The organism is Staphylococcus sp. LKG3-1, assembly GCF_048568385.1.
Classification (GTDB): Bacteria; Bacillota; Bacilli; order Staphylococcales; family Staphylococcaceae; genus Staphylococcus; species Staphylococcus saprophyticus.
The window spans coordinates 1,271,665-1,290,124 of the sequence record NZ_CP183796.1 but is presented as its reverse complement, the minus strand read 5'-3'; the positions used below and the strand labels follow the sequence as shown (position 1 = coordinate 1,290,124).

Sequence of the window (18,460 nt, the reverse complement as noted above, 5' to 3'; positions counted from 1 at the left end):
TCCAACTGAACATTAGGACTCAGTTGGATTTAAAAATTGTTGATAATTATTGACGGTAATATCTTGTGTTTTGATTGTTTTGCCAAAAGAATACGAAATATCATGAATATCAACAATCGGTATTTCATTTGTTTTACCAAGTCCAATTTCAAAAATGACAGCCTTCCAAAGTCCTTCATCACAAAGTAATCCAATGAAAATAACATTTTCAGTTACAATATCAGTACGATTATTATATTCCACGGCCATCACATTTCTTTCTGTACAGTAGATGAGTACCTCTGAGAATATATGGGGTAAATTGAGATGTTCACTATGATCAAATTTAATATAACGATCTAATTTTTTTAAATAACGTCTCATTTTTGTATAAGGTAAATTTAAGCATTTTTTAATAATTGCATTTATTTCTTCTTTATAAGGCAGTGTTGAATAAGATTGACTTTCATTCAAAACTAGGAATAAAGCAGATAATTGGTTTTCAGTTAGCTCAATTTCATAACTATTTGGTGTTTCTTGCAATTGGTAACCACCCAACTTACCATGTTTTGCCAAAATCTTAACACCTTGATCTTCTAAATCTTGAATGTCTCTTAAAATCGTCCTTTTAGATACATTTAAATCCGTCGCTAATTCTGAAGCAGTAATCTGTCTATTCTCTTGAATAGCTAGAACAAGTTTATTTTGTCTTTCGCGTTTATTCATTAGAAAGTTACCTCCCAAATGATTACATATTACATTTATTATATCACAAAAGTGACAATGACGACATTTAGAAAAATTTTTTCGAGAAATTTAAAGAAAACGCTTACATTTATGAGGAGGTTATGTTAGTATATAATTAGTAACAAAGGGGTAGCGAATAGATGGCAAAGGGGTAGGCTATTACATATAGTTTTGTTAACATCTATTTGTTCGAGTTACTAATCAAACATCTTCAATATTTATTACTTACTTTCCTTTCTATTTAACCGGCTAGCGACGCTAGTCGGTTTTATTTTGTAATTATTGAGTATATAAATGGTATTTTGATTAACTGTATTTTAATCGTAGCCAAATAACATGTATTTCAATGCGGATTCTGTGATAAAATAAAACAATTATATAGCGTATATAGGTTCGGTTTATATTATTTAAATGAAGAGGTGTATCTCATATGGAAAAAGAACAACTTATTAAAATAGATGATTCAATTCATGCTTGGTTTAATACGTTAGATGACATTATTCCAAAGTTAATCAATGATATGGTTACAAGTACTAAAAAAAACAGGTTTGATTTAGTGACCAATGTAGATAAATCCATTCAACAAAAGTTCGAGTCATTTTTAAAAGAACATTATCCTAGTCATCAGTTATTTGCAGAAGAGAAGTCTAATAGTGAAATCAATGCTAAAGAAGGTCATGTTTGGATTATGGATCCAATCGATGGTACAACCAACTTAGTTAAGCAACAAGAAGATTATTGTATTATCTTAGGGTATTTTGTAGAAGGTGAGCCTATGCTGTCATATATTTATGATTATCCACATGGCAAACTTTATAAAGCAGTCAAAGGATTCGGAGCTTATGTAAATAGCGAGCCATTATCATCGCCAGAAGATATCGAGTTAAAAGATGCGATTATTTCTTATAATCCATTAGTAATTAATGATGAAACGATTCAAGATTTGAACGAGGCATCATTTGGATACCGTTGTATTGGCTCATGTGGACTAGATTCAATACGTGTAATTAAAGGTCAGTTTGGTGCACATGTCAACACGAATCCGAAGCCATGGGACATAGCAGCACAATTTTTATTTGCAAGTGAACTTGGCTTGAAAATGACCACATTGGATAATACAAAGTTAGATTTTTCAACAGCAGGTCCGTTTATTATTAGTAATAAAGCTTGTCATACACATATGTTAGATGTACTTAATTCAGGTAATGGATATAAAAATTAGGAAATCACAAAAAATGTTTTAGTTTTATTATTTATTAAATAAATAATAGGTCTAAAGAACTATGTCTTATTTATTATATTACTATATAATGTATTATTAAATAGAGTAGAAAATTGACATAGAAATGGAGAATGATAAGAGTGAATCGTTCTGAAAAAAATAAAAAAATGGGCTTACCGACAAAAGTTTTCTTGTGGTTTATAGGCATATTAGTGATGCTAGCATTAATTGCAGTCATATATCTTGGCTATAAAATATTTTCTGTTGGAGGATCTATCCATAACCCTCTTGATAGAGATAAATCATCATTAAGAGATAAAAATGTGAATTTGGATGATGGAGATCCATTTACTATTGCATTATTTGGCGTAGATTCTAATGCCGAAAGAAATGCTAACGGCGGTGGACAACGTAGTGACACGATTATGGTACTATCCGTTAATCCAGAAAAGAAAACAACTGAAATCGTTAGTATACCTAGAGATACACAAGCAGATATTGTTGGTAAAGGGACAACTGAAAAAATTAACCACGCATATGCATATGGTGGGCCTGACATGGCAGTGAAGTCTCTAGAAAAATTATTAAATGTACCGATTGACCATTACGCAACAATTGATATGGATGGTATGCAAGATATGATTGACACTGTTGGTGGTATTACAGTAACAAGTAACGCAACTTTCTCTTATGACGGTTATCAATTTACTGAAGGTGAACGGTCTAAAATGGATGGTAAAGAAGCCATGGCGTTTATCAGAAGTCGTAAAGAAGATGGAGCTGGTGGCGATTTTGGACGTCAAGAACGTCAACAACTCGTTATTCAAGGCCTTGCCAATAAACTTACAAGTGTGAGTTCTATTACGCATTTTAATTCTTTAATGAATCATGTTGAAGATAATGTGAAGACAGATTTATCAGTCGGTGAATTAAATAAAGTAAGAAGTAATTATAAAGATGCAAATGACAATGTAAATAGACATCAATTAGAAGGCCAAGGTGGCATTCAAGATGACGGACTATATTACTTTGTACCTAGTGAAAATTCATTAAATGAAATTGAGACAAACATAAAAGATAATTTAGGTATTTAATATAAGAATAGCGCGTGAGAAATCAAATCTGATTTAAAAATCAGAGTGGTTTTTCACGCGTTTTTAATTGAGTACAAAAAAGCTATTTTAATAATCAATGAGATTGTAGATTGAATAGAATCTGATGCATAGCGCTGTTAAACATTGTGCTATTTAATAAAAAAATAAAGAATATAATGAAATACCTTAACAATTGAGAAAAATACCTATACAATAGTATTAACATTATTTTAAAAAGTGTGGGGCTTTTAGATGTAATGTTACAAAACATCTTATGAAGTTAAATACATGGGCGAAAATATATAATAGGGGTGAAGACTATGCAAGAACATTTGATTGTCTCGTTAGACGGCAAAGATTATCTTGTTGAACCTGGAACCAATTTACTACAGTTTATTAAATCACAAGATACATTTGTGCCTTCAATATGTTACAACGAATCATTAGGTCCTATCCAAACATGTGATACCTGTACTGTAGAAATCGACGGTAAAATGGAACGTGCTTGTAGTACCACAATTGATAGACCAATGATTGTTAATACGCAAAATGACAAAGTACAAGCCAGCCAAAAAGAAGCATTAGATCGCATTTTAGAAAAACATATGCTTTATTGTACGGTGTGTGATTACAACAATGGTGATTGTGAAATTCATAATACGATGGACCAATGGGGTCTTGAACATCAAACATATGAATATAAAGAGAAGCCATACGAAAAAGATTATGGCCCATTCTACCGTTATGATCCAAATCAATGTATCCTGTGTGGACGTTGTGTGGAAGTATGTCAAGACGTACAAGTAAATGAAACTTTAACAATTGACTGGGAACGTCAACAACCGCGCGTTATATGGGATAACGATACTTCTATAAATGATTCTTCTTGCGTGGGATGTGGACAATGTGCAACAGTTTGTCCATGTAACGCGATGTTGGAAGTTAATATGGAAGGTAATGCAGGTTATATGACTGACCTAGAACCTGGTTCATTAGCGGCAATGATTGATTTAACGAAAAAAGCAGAACCAGGATACGGTCCATTATTTGCTGTTTCAGATTCAGAAGCGGCAATGCGTGAGGAACGCATCGAAAAAACTAAAACTGTATGTACATATTGCGGTGTAGGTTGTTCTTTCGATGTTTGGACAAAAGATCGTGAAGTATTAAAAGTGCAACCACAACATGAATCACCAGCAAATAAAATCTCTTCTTGTGTTAAAGGTAAATTTGGTTGGGATTATGTTGATTCTGATGAACGTTTAACAAAGCCATTAGTGCGTAAAAATGGTCAGTTTGAAGAAGTGGAATGGGAAGAAGCACTCGCAGTAGTAGCTGAAAACTTTAATAAAGTAAAAGGAACTCATGGTTCAGATGGTTTAGCATTTATTTCATCATCCAAAGCAACGAACGAAGAGTCATATTTAATGCAAAAATTAGCTAGACAAGTCATTGGTACGAATAATGTGGATAACTGTTCACGTTATTGCCAAGCGCCTGCTACTAAAGGTTTATTTAGAACAGTCGGTCATGGTGGTGACTCTGGTTCAATTGAAGATCTTGAAATAGCTGATATGGTCGTCTTGATAGGTACAAATACAGCTGAAGCACATCCAGTTATCGCGTCACGAATTAAACGTGGTCATAAACTTTATAATAATACATTAAATGTATTTGATATTCGTAAGCATGAAATGGCGGAACGTGCTGATAATTTCTATCAACCAAAACCAGGTACAGACTTAGTATGGTTATCAGCAGTGACAAAATATATTATCGATGAAGATTTACATGACAAAGCATTCATTAATGAATGGGTAAATCATTTTGATGAATATTACAAATCATTAGCGCCATACACAATGGAATTTGCGGAAGAAACAACAGGTATCTCTAAAGATGCGTTAATTGATTTTGCACATCAAGTTGCAGATGCTAAATCTGTCTCTATAGCATGGGCTATGGGTGTTACACAACAAGATATCGGTAGTGATACATCGACTGCGATTTCTAACTTGTTATTAGCGACAGGTAACTACAGAAAACCAGGTTCAGGTGCGTATCCTTTACGTGGACATAATAACGTACAAGGATGTAGTGATATGGGAAGCATGCCAGACCAATTCCCTGGCTATCAAAAAGTGACTGATGATGAAATTAGAGCTAAATTCGAACGTGAATATGGTGAAACATTACCAAAACAAGTAGGAAAAGATAACCATCAAATGATGGAAGGTATCCACAATGGCGAAATTGATTCATTATATTTATATGGTGAAGATACGGGTATTGTTGATTCTAATATTAACTTTGTACAAGCTGCTTTAGAGAAAGTTGGTTTCCTAGTTGTACAAGATGAGTTCTTTACATTCACTGCTACTTATGCAGATGTCGTATTACCAGCAAGCCCATCATTAGAAAAAACAGGTACTTTTACGAATACGGAACGCCGTATCCAACGTTTGTTCCAAGCACTAGAACAAAAAGGTGATTCAAAACCAGATTGGCAAATTATACAAGCAGTTGCTAAGGCAATGGGATATGATTGGAATTATACACATCCAAGTCAAATCATGGACGAGATTGCACGTCTAACACCACTTTATTCTGGTGTGAATTATGATAGATTAGAAGGATACAATAGTTTACAATGGCCAGTAGCTGAAGATGGTACGGATGAGCCAATACTTTATCTTGAAGGGTTTAATTTTGAAGATAAGAAAGCTAATTTCTATCCATTAACATTTGATAATTTCTTTAAAGTGAATGAAGAATATGATTTGCATGTAAATAATGGTAGATTATTAGAACATTTCCATGAAGGTAATATGACTTATAAAGTACCTGGACTTGAATATAAAGTACCTAATGCTTTCGTTGAAGTCTCACCAGAGCTTGCAGAGGATAGAGGTATCCATGAAGGTGCAGAAATTAAATTGATTTCTGAAACGGGTGAAGTTGAGCTTGTAGCACATGTCACAGATAGAGTAAAAGGCAAAGAAATTTATATTCCGTTAAATAACAATGCAATGGCACATGGTGATCATGGTGCGATTAATCTATTAACTAATAGTGATGTTGATAAAGATACAGATACACCATCATATAAACGTACAAGTTGTCGTATGGAAGTGAAGACACGTAGAGGTAAATCACCATTGAATCCTACGAACTTCCGTGTTAATAAGCAACGTCAACCGCAATATAGTGTTCGTGTTCAAGATAAATGGAAGCGTGAAGATTATACTTTCCCAGGAAGTCAGGTGGATAGATAATGGCTGAGAGAATCACACAGATTAAACGCATGCAAAAATCAGAAGCAGAACTCAAGGAAGAAAGTTTAACTGAAGTGACAGATGCAATTGTTGCTAATAAGGATAGTATTTTAAAAGCAATCAATATCATTAGTACACTAGACGATGCTAAGCTATTAGATGCAATGTCTGGTGCGGTTAAGAGTAGAGGTGTGATTGCCAATAAATTCGCTGTAGAATTAAATAAAGAGCAATACACTGGTTTAATTTCAAACATGGCATCACTTGTATTTTTACTTGGTGATTTAAATGTGGATGATTTAACAACAATGTTAAATAAAGTAAACAAAGGATTAAGTGTTGCTAATAAGGCAAATCCAAATCAAAAAACGTCAATTACTGGATTGATGGGTATCTTGAAAGACGATGAAATGAACCGTAGTTTAACGTATATGTTAAATATGTTAAGAGGTATGTCTAGAGATTAACCATGGGCCTTGTAAAGCATAATTCATTAGATATTTAATGAGCGTTACAATTTATAAGTTCAATAATGAGGAATGTGCATAAGAGATCAAATAATCATTTTGGTTTCTAGCACGTTCCTTTTTTTGTTTTATAAAATGACATATTGAAACAAAGCTAAATGTGATACAATTTCTAATGTCGGTATTAATTTTTAATCAATTATTTATAGCAAGGAGTGGAAGTCTTATCAGCCCGAAAATGGTAAAAATCTTAGCTATTATTTCAAATGTATTATTAGTGATTGGTATAGTATTTTTGATCACTTTAAATATAGCAATGGCAATAACCATGTTTGTTGCGTCTCTTGCAATAAGCTTAACCATATTTAATACATTATTTAGAGAGCGAACAGCGATGAAAATTATAATCAATATTTCATTTGTAATAGTTTTAATTGCTATTATATTTGCTTATGTTACATTAACAAAATAAGTGCAAGATGAGGAGTTTTTCACGAAATGAATGACAACATAAAGGGTAAAATACCTATGTTTATTATAATTTTAATATTAGTTGTTTTTGCAATCTTATTTATTGTTAATGAAACCCGTTTATTTGATGACGAAAAAACACATACTTTTGATGAAGCGGTTGAAAAACAAGTAGGTGCTGGTACATTAAATATGACAGAGAAAAATGGGCGATTTGTTGAAGCGTCTAAAAAAGATGTAGAAAAAGCAATGGATGTAAATAGTGACAAAGATAACTTAAATCATATGGATATTTCTGAAAAAGTGTCCATGTCTGAAGAAGAACTCAATAGTATTTTAAAAGATAAAGGTATTTTAAAAAATAAAGGGCAAGCATTTTTAGATGCTCAAGATAAATATGAAGTGAATGTCTTGTACCTTGTAAGTCATGCACTTGTTGAGACAGGAAATGGCAAATCAGAGCTTGCTAAGGGCATTGAAGATGATGGTAAAACATATTTTAATTTTTACGGCATTGGTGCTTTTGATGAGAATGCAGTTCATACAGGTAGCAGTTTTGCAAAAAAACAAAAATGGACATCACCTGAAAAGGCAATTATGGGTGGTGCGCGCTTTGTGAGAGGTAACTACTTTGAAAATAATCAACTCTCCTTGTACCAAATGCGCTGGAATCCTAAGTCACCAGGAGAACATCAATATGCAAGTGATATTGAATGGGATGAGAACATTGCTACGTTTATGAAACATTATTATCATCAACTAGGTATAAAAAAAGATCATATTAATAAAGACTACTATCTATAAATGAAGATATAACAAAACATTTGAAAGAGAGTCATATTAATAATGAAGAAATTGGGAAATTTGGAGTGAATTAAAAGATGAAAATAGCTATAGTGGGTGCTGGAATCGGTGGATTAACAGCTGCAGCATTATTGTGTGAACAAGGACACGAAGTTAAAGTTTTTGAAAAAAATAGCACTATTACAGAAGTCGGTGCAGGCATTGGTATCGGTGGTAATGTCATTGACAAACTTGGGAAACATGATTTAGCAAAAGGTATTAAAAACATAGGTCAAGTTATCAATGTTATGGAAATATTAGATGATAAAGATAATGTGTTAAGTAAAGCAAAATTGAAGAAAAACACAGTGAATTTAACAATGACGCGTCAAAGTTTAATTGATGTAATTAAATCATACGTTCCTGAATCTGCTATTTATACTAATCACCATGTTACGCATGTTGATAATAATGCTTTAAAAGTTGTGATGCATTTTGAAGCACAAGAAGCAGAAGCATTTGATTTATGTATTGGTGCTGATGGACTTCATTCGAACATAAGACATACTGTAGCACCTAATAGTAAAACACAGTATCAAGGATATACGGTGTTTAGAGGTCTTGTAGAAGATATCGATATTAAGTCTGATAATGTTGCAAAAGAGTATTGGTCTGCAAAAGGTAGAGTAGGTGTCGTACCGTTAATAAATAATCAAGCTTATTGGTTTATTTCAATCAATGCGAAAGAAAATGATGCGACAATGCAATCCTATGGTAAGCCACATTTACAAGCTAGATTTAATCATTTTCCAAATGAAGTTAGAAAAGTGTTAGATAAACAAAGTGAAACAGATATTCTATTACATGATATTTATGATTTACAACCACTAAAAACTTTCGTCTATCAGCGCGTGATTTTATTAGGCGATGCGGCACATGCAACAACGCCAAATATGGGACAAGGCGCTGGTCAAGCAATGGAAGATGCTATCGTACTAGCTAATTGTTTACAAGCTTATCCATTTGAAGCAGCATTACAAAGATACGATAAAATCCGTGTGGAGCATACCAAAAAAGTCATTAAGCGATCTAGAAAAATTGGCAAATTAGCTCAAAGAAGCAATAAAATCGTTATTTCATTAAGAAATAGCATAGCTAAAATCATGCCTAATCGTCTTGTTGCAGCGCAAACTAAGTTTATATACAAATCGAAAAACAAATAAAAATAAAACCCCGAAACACAGTTTGACTGTTGTTTCGGGGTTTTTTGTGATTGAAGTATTTTAGTTCACAATAAATTTAGGTTGGTCATTGTTCAATTTACTAATTGTATCATTAGCTACGATTTTAGACATCATATCACGTGATTCAAATGTAGCATTACCTATGTGCGGAGTGATAACGACATTATCTAATGTTTTAAGTTCATCATTAATCTCCGGTTCGAATTCGAAGACATCTAAAGCGGCACCTTCAATTTCTTTATCTTTCAATGCTTGTACTAAAGCTTTTTCGTGAACAATAGGTCCTCTTGAAGCATTAATTAGGTAACTCGTTGGTTTCATCATTTCAAATTGCGCTTTGTCAATTTGGTGATGAAGGCTTGGATTATAAGCAGCATTAATTGTAACAAAGTCTGCATTTTTTAATAATGTTTCTAAATCAACATATTTAGCACCAATCTTTCGCTCTTTATCAACTTTTTGATGTGGTCCAGTATATAAAATGTTCATGTCGAAAGCTTTGGCACGTCTAGCAACAGCACTACCTATTTCACCTAGACCGATGATACCAATTGTTTTTCCAGAAACTTCTCTACCGCGGAAAAATAGTGGCGCCCATCCATCAAAACCAGTTGTTCGACATAACTTGTCGCCTTCTGGAATTCTTCTTGCCACTGCGAGTACAAGTGCAAAAGTTAACTCGGCTGTAGAATTGGTAGATGCTTTAGGTGTATTGGTAACATCGATATTTTGTTGTCGTGCATAATCAATATCAACATTATTGAAACCCGCACCATAATTTGTGATGATTTTTAGGTTGTTAGCTGCATCAATCACTTCTTTGTCTACAGAAGTAGACAGCAAGCTAATTAATGCGTCAGCATCTTTAACACCTTGTTTAAGTGTTTCTTTATCAATGATACCTGTTCCTTCATACATATCTACCTCAAAGCCTTGGTCTTTCAATAAGTTAAGACCCACTTCAGGTATTGGACCTGCAATATAAACTTTTACCATGTATAATCACTTCCTTTACACTCAAGTATAGTAAAATTCTATTGTGCAAACAAATAATAATATTGTGAATTATAAAAAAGTCGACTTTAAATAGAAAAAATCGCTTAATAATAGGGGTGTTAAAGTACATTTTAATAAATAAAAAAGAGTGTCAGTTAGGACTAAAATATAATTAGACCTTAACTTACCACTCTAAATAGTTAAAAACTGTCAAATTGTACAGGACTGAGAATAGTGCTATACCACGGTTGTTGAAAGATTTAACTAACGATTTTTAAACCGACAATAGATAGGATGATTAAAGCAATAAAGAAGATTCTTTTTGCGTTTTTTGACTCATTATATAAAAACATCCCTACCAAAGTACCGCCACCAGTACCAATGCCGCTCCAAATAGCATAAGCGGTGCCCATAGGTATATCATTCATAGCAAGCTTCAAAGTACTGAAACTACAGATAAATGCAACTGCTAATAGAATGACAAGCCATTTCTTTTTGGTGCGTGAAATTTCATTTAATATAACTACGCCAACAACTTCTAATAGTCCGGCGATTAATAAAATAATCCATGCCATTAGCCATCAGCCTCCTCTGTAGTTAATTTCAACCCTATGATGCCAATAATTAATATGATAATTAAGCTGATTTTTACTAAATCGAATGGATCACCATAAAAGATCATGTCTACAATTACTGTACCTACTGCACCGATACCAACGAATACAGCGTATACGGTACCAACGGGTAAGTATTTACAAGCAGATATAACAAGAAAGAAACTGATAATAATTACAATAAACGTTCCTGTCCAACTAAGTAATGAGTCGGCAGTATTTAAACCAGTCACCCATACAATTTCAATGAGTCCAGCTAAGATCACTTTGAACCACTGCATTTGATGTGCCTCCTTATAATCACTAAATTATTATATTTTCTCAAATATTTGGATAGAGTTCAATGTTATAAGATGTGAAAGCAGAATTGTATTACAATCATATTATTAGAAAAATATATTTCTTGAATTGACGCATTTATCCGCAATACTAAAATAAGAGCCCGAAACAAAATGTCCCGGGCTCTTACATCATTCAATATTATATTTTAAAGTCATTTAAAGACTTAGTTTAAGTGGATATAGTTGTAAGAACTTGCTTCACCAGCAGAAATAGTACGTTCACTAACTGAGAATGGTCCACCGTTGTAGTTCATTTCTGAAACTTCTACAGAACCGTCGCTATTTACATTTTCAACGTATGCTACGTGACCATAACCACCAGCAGTAGATTGTAAAATTGAACCAGCTTCAGGTGAGTTGTTTACAGTGTAACCTGCTGAAGATGCTGCTGAAGCCCAGTTGTTCGCATTGCCCCAAGTTGAACCAATGTTTCCGCCTACTTTATCGTATACGTACCAAGTACATTGACCAGCTGTATATAAGTTAGCACTTGAACCTGAAGTAGATTGTGTTGTGCTTTGGTTAGTTGGTTGTGTTTGTTCTGCTGCGTCTGCTTCATTTCCGTGATCTAAACCTACGATTGCTGCGCCAATACCTGCTGTTAAAGTTGTTGCTGTTACTAATTTTTTCATAATTAAAAAATCCTCCCAAAGATTATAAATAGTTATATGTGATTCAATTCATTTGTGTTGAATTTGAATGTTGATTAATTTTGCGGTTTGCTTTCAACGACAAGTAATACTCTAACAGATGAATCAAGCTTTGTGTGGATTGTTACGCTTTTGTAAAACAATTAAAAAAACCTCACATATCGTTGTAATAAACGAGATGTAAGGTTACAGAATCGTATCAAGTCGTAATACGAAATAAAACGCGTTAATATAAGGTTTTTACAAATTTTTTGTATTTCAAAAAGCTATCATTATTACAGTAGCTGTAAAGAATCACAAAATTGTGTTTAGATTATTTAAAGAATCTTATAGATAGTGGCGGTAAATAATCTTCTCCATTATACGCTTTTACTGCAGCTACAATTGTAAAAATAAAGTTCAGTATTACAATAATTGGTAGTAATACAAAGCCTATTAATATCAACATCGTGATAGTTCCAATTATTGACCAAATAACGTATGAAAGTAAGAAGTTGAAATAATTTTTACCTGCTCTATCGACAAACGGTGAATCCTCGCGTTTAATTAACCAAATAATTAATGGTGCGATTAAAGAAGTAAAGAAACTTAATACATAAATTAATGTTGCCATTAATCTCGCATCTGAATTAGGCTCTTGGTTTACATTTGTATAAGTTTGTTGATTATAATCTGTTTCTGCCATATTAGTTAAACCTCCTTTATCCTAAGACTTATAGATAGATTAACTATATCAAATTTTGAAAAATAATAGTATATCGCTTGAGTTTTTCATTTAATTTTAAATATGACTGTAACGCAATGTGTATACTTGTTAAAATATGATAATGTGATTTATCGCATCCTTATTTAACTATAACCGGAAATTTAAATTGTAAACCAGTGTTTATTAAATTTCCTTATAGGCTATAGTTGTAAGTAATGACTAAAATGGACAGTATTCAAAAATAAAAAGAAAGAAGGTAAATTATGAAAATAGCTATCGTGGGTTCAGGTAATGGTGCAGTGACGGCTGCATTAGATATGATTAGTAAGGGACATGAAGTTAAGCTATATTGTAGAAACCAATCAATCAATAAATTTGATAAAGCATTTGAACAGGGTGGATTCACTTTTAATAATGAAGGTGAAGAGAGCTTTGTTGAATTTACGGATATTAGTGATGATATGGAATATGTCCTTCAGGATGCTGAAGTGATCCAAATTGTTATTCCATCTTCATTCATTGAACACTATGCACAAACAATGGCACCTTTTGTTAAAAAAGAACAACTTATTTTCTTTAATATTGCAGCTTCTATGGGGTCTATTCGATTTATGAATGTACTTGAAGATATGCATATAGACGTGTTACCTCATTTTGCAGAAGTAAATACATTAACTTATGGTACGCGAGTTAATTTTGAAGAAGCACGTGTAGATTTATCACTAAATGTTAGAAAAGTACATTTTTCAACCTATGATAAAGAGTATTTGAGTGAGTGTTTCGATAAAATTGAAAAATTATATCCAAATATCGTCAAAGAAGAAAGTTTATGGAAAACAAATTTAGAGAATGGTAACCCAGAGGTACATCCGGGACCAACTTTATTAAATATTGGTCGCATCGATTATGCGGATAGTTTTGCTTTATATGAAGAAGGTATTACGAAGCATACGGTTAGATTATTACATGCAGTTGAATTAGAAAGACTAACTTTAGGGCGTAAGCTAGGTTTTGAATTATCTACTGCAAAAGAGGCACGTATTGAAAGAGGTTATCTAGAAAGACAAGATGAAGACGAACCATTGAATAGGTTATTTAATACGAGTCCTGTATTTTCACAGATTAAAGGCCCAAATCATGTGAAAAATCGTTATTTAACTGAAGACATTGCATTTGGATTAGTATTGTGGTCTAGCCTAGGGCGTGAAATTGACGTTGCAACACCTAATATTGATGCGATCATTGTGCTTGCATCAACAATATTAGAGCGTGACTTTTTTGAAGAAGGTCTAACAATCGATGAATTAGGTAAAGATAAACTAGGGTTTGAATAATGAATCATATGACAAAGGGGACTTGTGTATGAAAAGACAACCAACATTTTTGGAATCAATTTCAACGATACTAGTAATGATTATTATCGTTATTACAGGTTTTGTAGTATTTGATATACCGATACAACCACTATTGATACTTTCATCTGCTTATGCTGCTTTAATAGCTAGAAGAGTAGGATTAAAATGGCAGGATTTAGAAGAAGGAATAACGAAGCGTTTATCTACTGCAATGCCAGCATTATTCATTATCTTAGCAGTGGGTATTATTGTTGGTACATGGATGTATTCTGGCACTGTTCCGGCATTAATTTATTATGGTCTAGAGTTTTTAAATCCTAACTACTTTTTAGTTTCAGCATTTATTATTTGCGCTGTTACTTCAGTTGCGACTGGAACAGCATGGGGTTCTGCCTCTACTGCGGGTATTGCATTGATGGCCATCGCAACACAATTACATATCACACCCGGTATGGCAGCTGGTGCAATTATTGCTGGCGCAGTATTCGGTGACAAAATGTCGCCTTTATCTGATACAACCAATCTGGCAGCTTTAGTTACGAAAGTGAATATCTTTTCTCATATAAGAGCCATGATTTGGACAACTGTACCAGCTTCTATTATAGGTCTTGTCGTATGGTTCTTTGCTGGAAGACAATTTGGAGGTAATACGAACAAAGCTCAAGTTAACGCATTGTTAAAAGAGTTGTCACAAATATACAATATTAATTTCTTTGTATGGATTCCATTAATTGTAATCATTATTTGTTTGCTGATGAAAATGTCAACTGTACCAGCGATGCTCATTTCAGCATTAAGTGCCATCATTGTTGGTGCTTTTAACAATGGATTTAAAATTGTCGACGGTTTCAAAGCAACATTTGATGGGTTTAATAAAGAAATGGTGTCAGTGAATAGTGGGGATTTAACGAATAGTGCAGTGAGTTTAATAGAACAAGGCGGCATTATGAGTATGACCGAAATTATCGTTACCATATTTTGTGGTTATGCATTTGCTGGTATTGTCGAAAGGGCAGGTTGTTTAGATGTCATTTTACAAAAAATATCTAAAAATATTAATACAGTCGGCCAATTAGTGCTTGCAACTGTTTTAGGTGGACTTATGATGGTACTTGCTGCAGGCGTAGCATCTGTAGTGATTATCATGGTCGGTGTATTAATGATGGAAATGTATAATAAAATGGGACTTGATAGATCTAATTTATCTAGAACATTAGAGGACTCAGGTACAATGATTATACCTTTAATTCCATGGGGAACATCAGGTATTTATTATACCCAACAATTAGGTGTTACAGTTGATCAATTCTTTATATGGACAGTACCATGTTATCTATGTATCGTATTTGCGATATTCTATGGATTTAGTGGAATAGGAATTAAAAAAGCACAGCCAAATGAATAATGTAATATGAGTATGGTAATTAAAATGCAATGATTTAAAGCAGTTCGATGTCATATTGTGAGTCATCGAGCTGTTTTTTTATTATAAATAAGTAGCCATATGATACTTGCTGTATGAAAGTAATAACTTTTAAATAAAGTTATTTAATTAAAAATTAATGAAGGGTATAAAAAGACTGCTTTTAATAAAACATGAACAATTATTTATATGAATCTTAAATAAGAGGTTTAAAAATATATAATTAGGCAATACATAAATAAGGATGAGATGAGTCCGAATTGTACATAGTAATCATTGTAGCGATATTACTTATATACAAAGGGCATCGTTAATCCTACTAATGTAGATAAAGATTTTAAATATCCTTCTATTATCTATTTTATAATCGGTTTTGTTCTGTATATTGTAGCGATATTACATTATAGAACCGATTTATTAACGCGACCATATATTTAAGTTTCTAGTTTAGAAATCCTAATTTCAAATTTAGTTAATATGGATTGATGATTATAGAAAATATAGTTTTAATTTATTATAAATATGATGGCAACTGCGTCAACATAAAGACTTGAATAAAATATAATGAAAACGAGAGTCTGGGACATAAATAGATGTTTTAGACTCTTTTTCAATCCTAGTCATTCTTGAGGGGCAGGTAGGACTACGAAATCTTTATTAGAAGATTTGATTTCTGTTCACTTTATATTAAAAAAGTACTGTTGAATGTGGTTGAGATAAAAAACAATTAAAGTTCAAGGTTTAATGGATAACAAAAAAAGACAATCCATATGGATTGTCTTTTTGATGACACTAAAATTAGTGAATGTAGTTGTAACCTGAAGCTTCGCTTGCAGAGATTGTACGTGAAGTAACAACTCCAGCACCTTGGCCATAGTTCATTTCAGAAACGTTGATTGAACCGTCGCTGTTTACATTTTCAACGTATGCTACGTGGCCATATCCACCAGCAGTTGATTGTAAGATTGAACCTGAAGCAGGTGAGTTGTTTACTGTGTAACCTGAAGCAGCAGCTGCGCTTGCCCAGTTGTTAGCGTTACCCCAAGTTGAACCAATTTTACCGCCAACTTTGTCATATACATAATATGTACATTGTCCAGCTGTGTATAAGTTGTTTGAAGAACCTGAAGTATTAGAAATTGAGTTTGAACCATTTGAATTTGATGGCGCGCTAGTTGTACTTACTTTAACATTGCTGTTTGAAGTAGAGTGAGAAACTGCACCTTTACCACCAGTACCTTGGTTATTAGTTGTATATGATTGAGTTGCATTATTGTTAGTTGAGTTAGCATTGCTGTAACCGTTGCTAGTGTGACCTTGGTCACTGTTGCTTGGGTTCCAGTTACCTTGCCAAGTGTAGTGGTATTGACCTTGTTGATCTATAGTATAAGAATAGCTATATGAACTTGGGTCATTTGGGTTGTACCCACTATTGTTGTTTTCTGCTGCATCTGCATCATGTTGTGCAAAAGCAAAAGTAGCGATTCCTGCAGTAGCGATAGTAGCTGTAGCGATTTTTTTCATTGTTAAATATCCTCCTAAGAATAGTAAATAATTTAAAATTTAGTTTTAATTTTATCCCAGTCTCTAAACGACAATTTTTATAATTTTTATTCGCTGTTTCAACGACAAGAATTACTTTACCAAAAAATAAGTGATTTGTGTGCGTTGTTATCATTTTGTAATTTAGTTCTAATAATTAACCCCTTTATGTAACAAATAAATCGAGGTGTGACATAGGACTAAAGACCGGTGGTATCATGTTTTAGTATAATAAAGTGTAAAATAGCACTTTATTATATTACAAAGCTGTAAAATAACAGAAAATTACAAATGGGAGAATATGAGACTATTTATATATTTAAAATAACAAAAAATTACTTTGCGACCATTTTATGATTTACTAATTATATTAAGTTAAATGTAATTTGTACCTAAATAAATGTTTTAGTTTTGTTTGAGCAATGATATTGACACTTAATGGAGAAGAGATTATGATATTGAGTATAAAAATTATACTAATTTGAGAGGTGAATGAATGAAAATAGAATTAGGTTTAACTTCTTTTGCAGATAATATGGATTTGCACACAGAAGTAGGTACTCAACCTGGTATATCAAATGCGCAAAGAATTCGTAACATAATAGAAGAAGTTGAAACCGCTGATCAATATGGACTTGATGTTTATGGCTTAGGAGAGCATCATAGACCAGATTACGCTGTATCAGATCCAGTTACTGTGTTAGCAGCTGCTGCAACAAATACACATCATATTAAACTGAGTAGTGCTGTAACTGTATTGTCATCGGATGACCCAGTACGTGTATATGAACGTTTTTCTACATTAGATGCAGTTTCTAATGGACGTGCTGAAATAATGGTAGGTAGAGGTTCATTTATAGAGTCTTTTCCATTATTTGGTTATAATTTGAAAGATTATGAAAAGCTCTTTAATGAGAAGATTGATTTATTAATGCACATTAATCGTAATGAAATTGTTAATTGGGAAGGACAAATCCGACCGTCTATAGAAAATCTAGGTGTTTATCCAAGGGCAGAACATCGACCCCTACCAATTACAATAGCAACAGGTGGTACACCAGAATCTTCATTAAAAGCAGGAGCGTTAGGTTTACCAATAACTTATGCTATAATTGGTGGTGATCCAAAAAGGTTCAAAAGAAATATAGATATGTATAAATCTATAGCAGAATCTTATGGACATGATATTAAAGCTTTACCTATTGCAACACATTCATGGGGTTATATTGCTGAAACCGATGAACAAGCTAAACGTGAATTCTTCCCATCAGTAAAGGCAAGTCATGATATATTGGCAAAAGAACGTGGTTGGCCAATGTATGATGAAAATAGTTTTGAACGTGAGGCTGGATCACAAGGTGCATTGTATGTTGGCAGTCCAGAAACTGTAGCAAATAAAATCATTGAAACAGTTGAAGCATTAGGCATTACACGTTTTATGTTGCATACCCCAGTGGGATCTATTCCTCATGAAAGAACAATCAATACGATTAAATTATTGGCTGAACGTGTAAAACCTATTGTAGATAAATATTTTGAAAACAAATAAAA

At 33.0% G+C, this 18,460-nt stretch carries 17 protein-coding genes; 10 read left to right on the top strand and 7 right to left on the bottom strand.

Annotation, left to right across the window (positions count from 1 at the left end):
- Window positions 1-12: 12 nt before the first annotated feature.
- Window positions 13-705 carry a helix-turn-helix transcriptional regulator gene (locus ACM595_RS06520; RefSeq protein ID WP_002482549.1) on the bottom strand — a complete coding sequence of 231 codons (693 nt, stop codon included), beginning with the start codon at window positions 703-705 and terminating at the stop codon, window positions 13-15.
- Between the two features lie 451 nt (window positions 706-1,156).
- On the opposite strand from ACM595_RS06520, the gene ACM595_RS06515 reads away from it, so the two are divergent.
- The 7 genes from ACM595_RS06515 (at window position 1,157) to ACM595_RS06485 (ending at window position 9,261) form a co-directional block, all read left to right on the top strand.
- On the top strand, window positions 1,157-1,948 hold the full coding sequence (locus ACM595_RS06515) for an inositol monophosphatase family protein (RefSeq protein ID WP_002482550.1): 792 nt from the start codon (window positions 1,157-1,159) through the stop codon (window positions 1,946-1,948).
- Window positions 1,949-2,088: 140 nt separating this feature from the next.
- A complete protein-coding gene (locus ACM595_RS06510) occupies window positions 2,089-3,042 on the top strand; it encodes an LCP family protein (RefSeq protein ID WP_037537872.1) in 954 nt (317 codons plus the stop codon).
- 320 nt (window positions 3,043-3,362) lie between these two features.
- Complete coding sequence (gene fdhF / locus ACM595_RS06505) at window positions 3,363-6,317, top strand: formate dehydrogenase subunit alpha (RefSeq protein ID WP_002482552.1); 2,955 nt, start codon at window positions 3,363-3,365, stop codon at window positions 6,315-6,317.
- Window positions 6,317-6,784 carry a DUF1641 domain-containing protein gene (locus ACM595_RS06500; RefSeq protein ID WP_002482553.1) on the top strand — a complete coding sequence of 156 codons (468 nt, stop codon included), beginning with the start codon at window positions 6,317-6,319 and terminating at the stop codon, window positions 6,782-6,784. The genes fdhF and ACM595_RS06500 overlap by 1 nt, the downstream gene beginning before the upstream one ends.
- Window positions 6,785-7,022: 238 nt before the next feature.
- Window positions 7,023-7,256 carry a hypothetical protein gene (locus tag ACM595_RS06495; protein ID WP_011302547.1) on the top strand — a complete coding sequence of 78 codons (234 nt, stop codon included), beginning with the start codon at window positions 7,023-7,025 and terminating at the stop codon, window positions 7,254-7,256.
- Between the two features lie 26 nt (window positions 7,257-7,282).
- Window positions 7,283-8,059 carry an N-acetylglucosaminidase gene (locus ACM595_RS06490; RefSeq protein ID WP_037537874.1) on the top strand — a complete coding sequence of 259 codons (777 nt, stop codon included), beginning with the start codon at window positions 7,283-7,285 and terminating at the stop codon, window positions 8,057-8,059.
- Between the two features lie 77 nt (window positions 8,060-8,136).
- Complete coding sequence (locus ACM595_RS06485; RefSeq protein WP_037537876.1) at window positions 8,137-9,261, top strand: FAD-dependent monooxygenase; 1,125 nt, start codon at window positions 8,137-8,139, stop codon at window positions 9,259-9,261.
- 60 nt (window positions 9,262-9,321) lie between these two features.
- Here ACM595_RS06485 and ACM595_RS06480 read toward each other — a convergent pair whose 3' ends face one another.
- From ACM595_RS06480 to ACM595_RS06460, 5 genes are all read right to left on the bottom strand, one after another.
- A complete protein-coding gene (locus ACM595_RS06480) occupies window positions 9,322-10,278 on the bottom strand; it encodes a 2-hydroxyacid dehydrogenase family protein (RefSeq protein WP_419744481.1) in 957 nt (318 codons plus the stop codon).
- Window positions 10,279-10,538: 260 nt separating this feature from the next.
- A complete protein-coding gene (locus ACM595_RS06475; RefSeq protein ID WP_002482557.1) occupies window positions 10,539-10,853 on the bottom strand; it encodes a DMT family transporter in 315 nt (104 codons plus the stop codon).
- A complete protein-coding gene (locus tag ACM595_RS06470; RefSeq protein ID WP_419744480.1) occupies window positions 10,853-11,173 on the bottom strand; it encodes a DMT family transporter in 321 nt (106 codons plus the stop codon). The genes ACM595_RS06475 and ACM595_RS06470 overlap by 1 nt, the downstream gene beginning before the upstream one ends.
- Window positions 11,174-11,397: 224 nt before the next feature.
- Window positions 11,398-11,865 carry a CHAP domain-containing protein gene (locus ACM595_RS06465; protein ID WP_002482559.1) on the bottom strand — a complete coding sequence of 156 codons (468 nt, stop codon included), beginning with the start codon at window positions 11,863-11,865 and terminating at the stop codon, window positions 11,398-11,400.
- A gap of 331 nt (window positions 11,866-12,196) precedes the next feature.
- A complete protein-coding gene (locus ACM595_RS06460; protein ID WP_002482560.1) occupies window positions 12,197-12,568 on the bottom strand; it encodes a DUF4870 domain-containing protein in 372 nt (123 codons plus the stop codon).
- A 284-nt stretch (window positions 12,569-12,852) separates the two neighbouring features.
- Between ACM595_RS06460 and ACM595_RS06455 the strand changes: the two genes are divergently transcribed.
- Together ACM595_RS06455 and nhaC are read left to right on the top strand one after the other, a co-directional pair.
- A complete protein-coding gene (locus tag ACM595_RS06455; RefSeq protein ID WP_037537878.1) occupies window positions 12,853-13,923 on the top strand; it encodes an NAD/NADP-dependent octopine/nopaline dehydrogenase family protein in 1,071 nt (356 codons plus the stop codon).
- Between the two features lie 28 nt (window positions 13,924-13,951).
- On the top strand, window positions 13,952-15,349 hold the full coding sequence (gene nhaC, locus ACM595_RS06450; protein WP_041079138.1) for a Na+/H+ antiporter NhaC: 1,398 nt from the start codon (window positions 13,952-13,954) through the stop codon (window positions 15,347-15,349).
- 816 nt (window positions 15,350-16,165) lie between these two features.
- Here the strand turns inward: nhaC and ACM595_RS06445 are convergent.
- Complete coding sequence (locus ACM595_RS06445; protein ID WP_002482563.1) at window positions 16,166-16,891, bottom strand: CHAP domain-containing protein; 726 nt, start codon at window positions 16,889-16,891, stop codon at window positions 16,166-16,168.
- Between the two features lie 514 nt (window positions 16,892-17,405).
- Between ACM595_RS06445 and ACM595_RS06440 the strand changes: the two genes are divergently transcribed.
- Window positions 17,406-18,458, top strand: a complete 1,053-nt coding sequence (locus ACM595_RS06440; RefSeq protein WP_002482564.1) for an LLM class flavin-dependent oxidoreductase — start codon at window positions 17,406-17,408, stop codon at window positions 18,456-18,458.
- The last annotated feature ends 2 nt before the right edge of the window (window positions 18,459-18,460 follow it).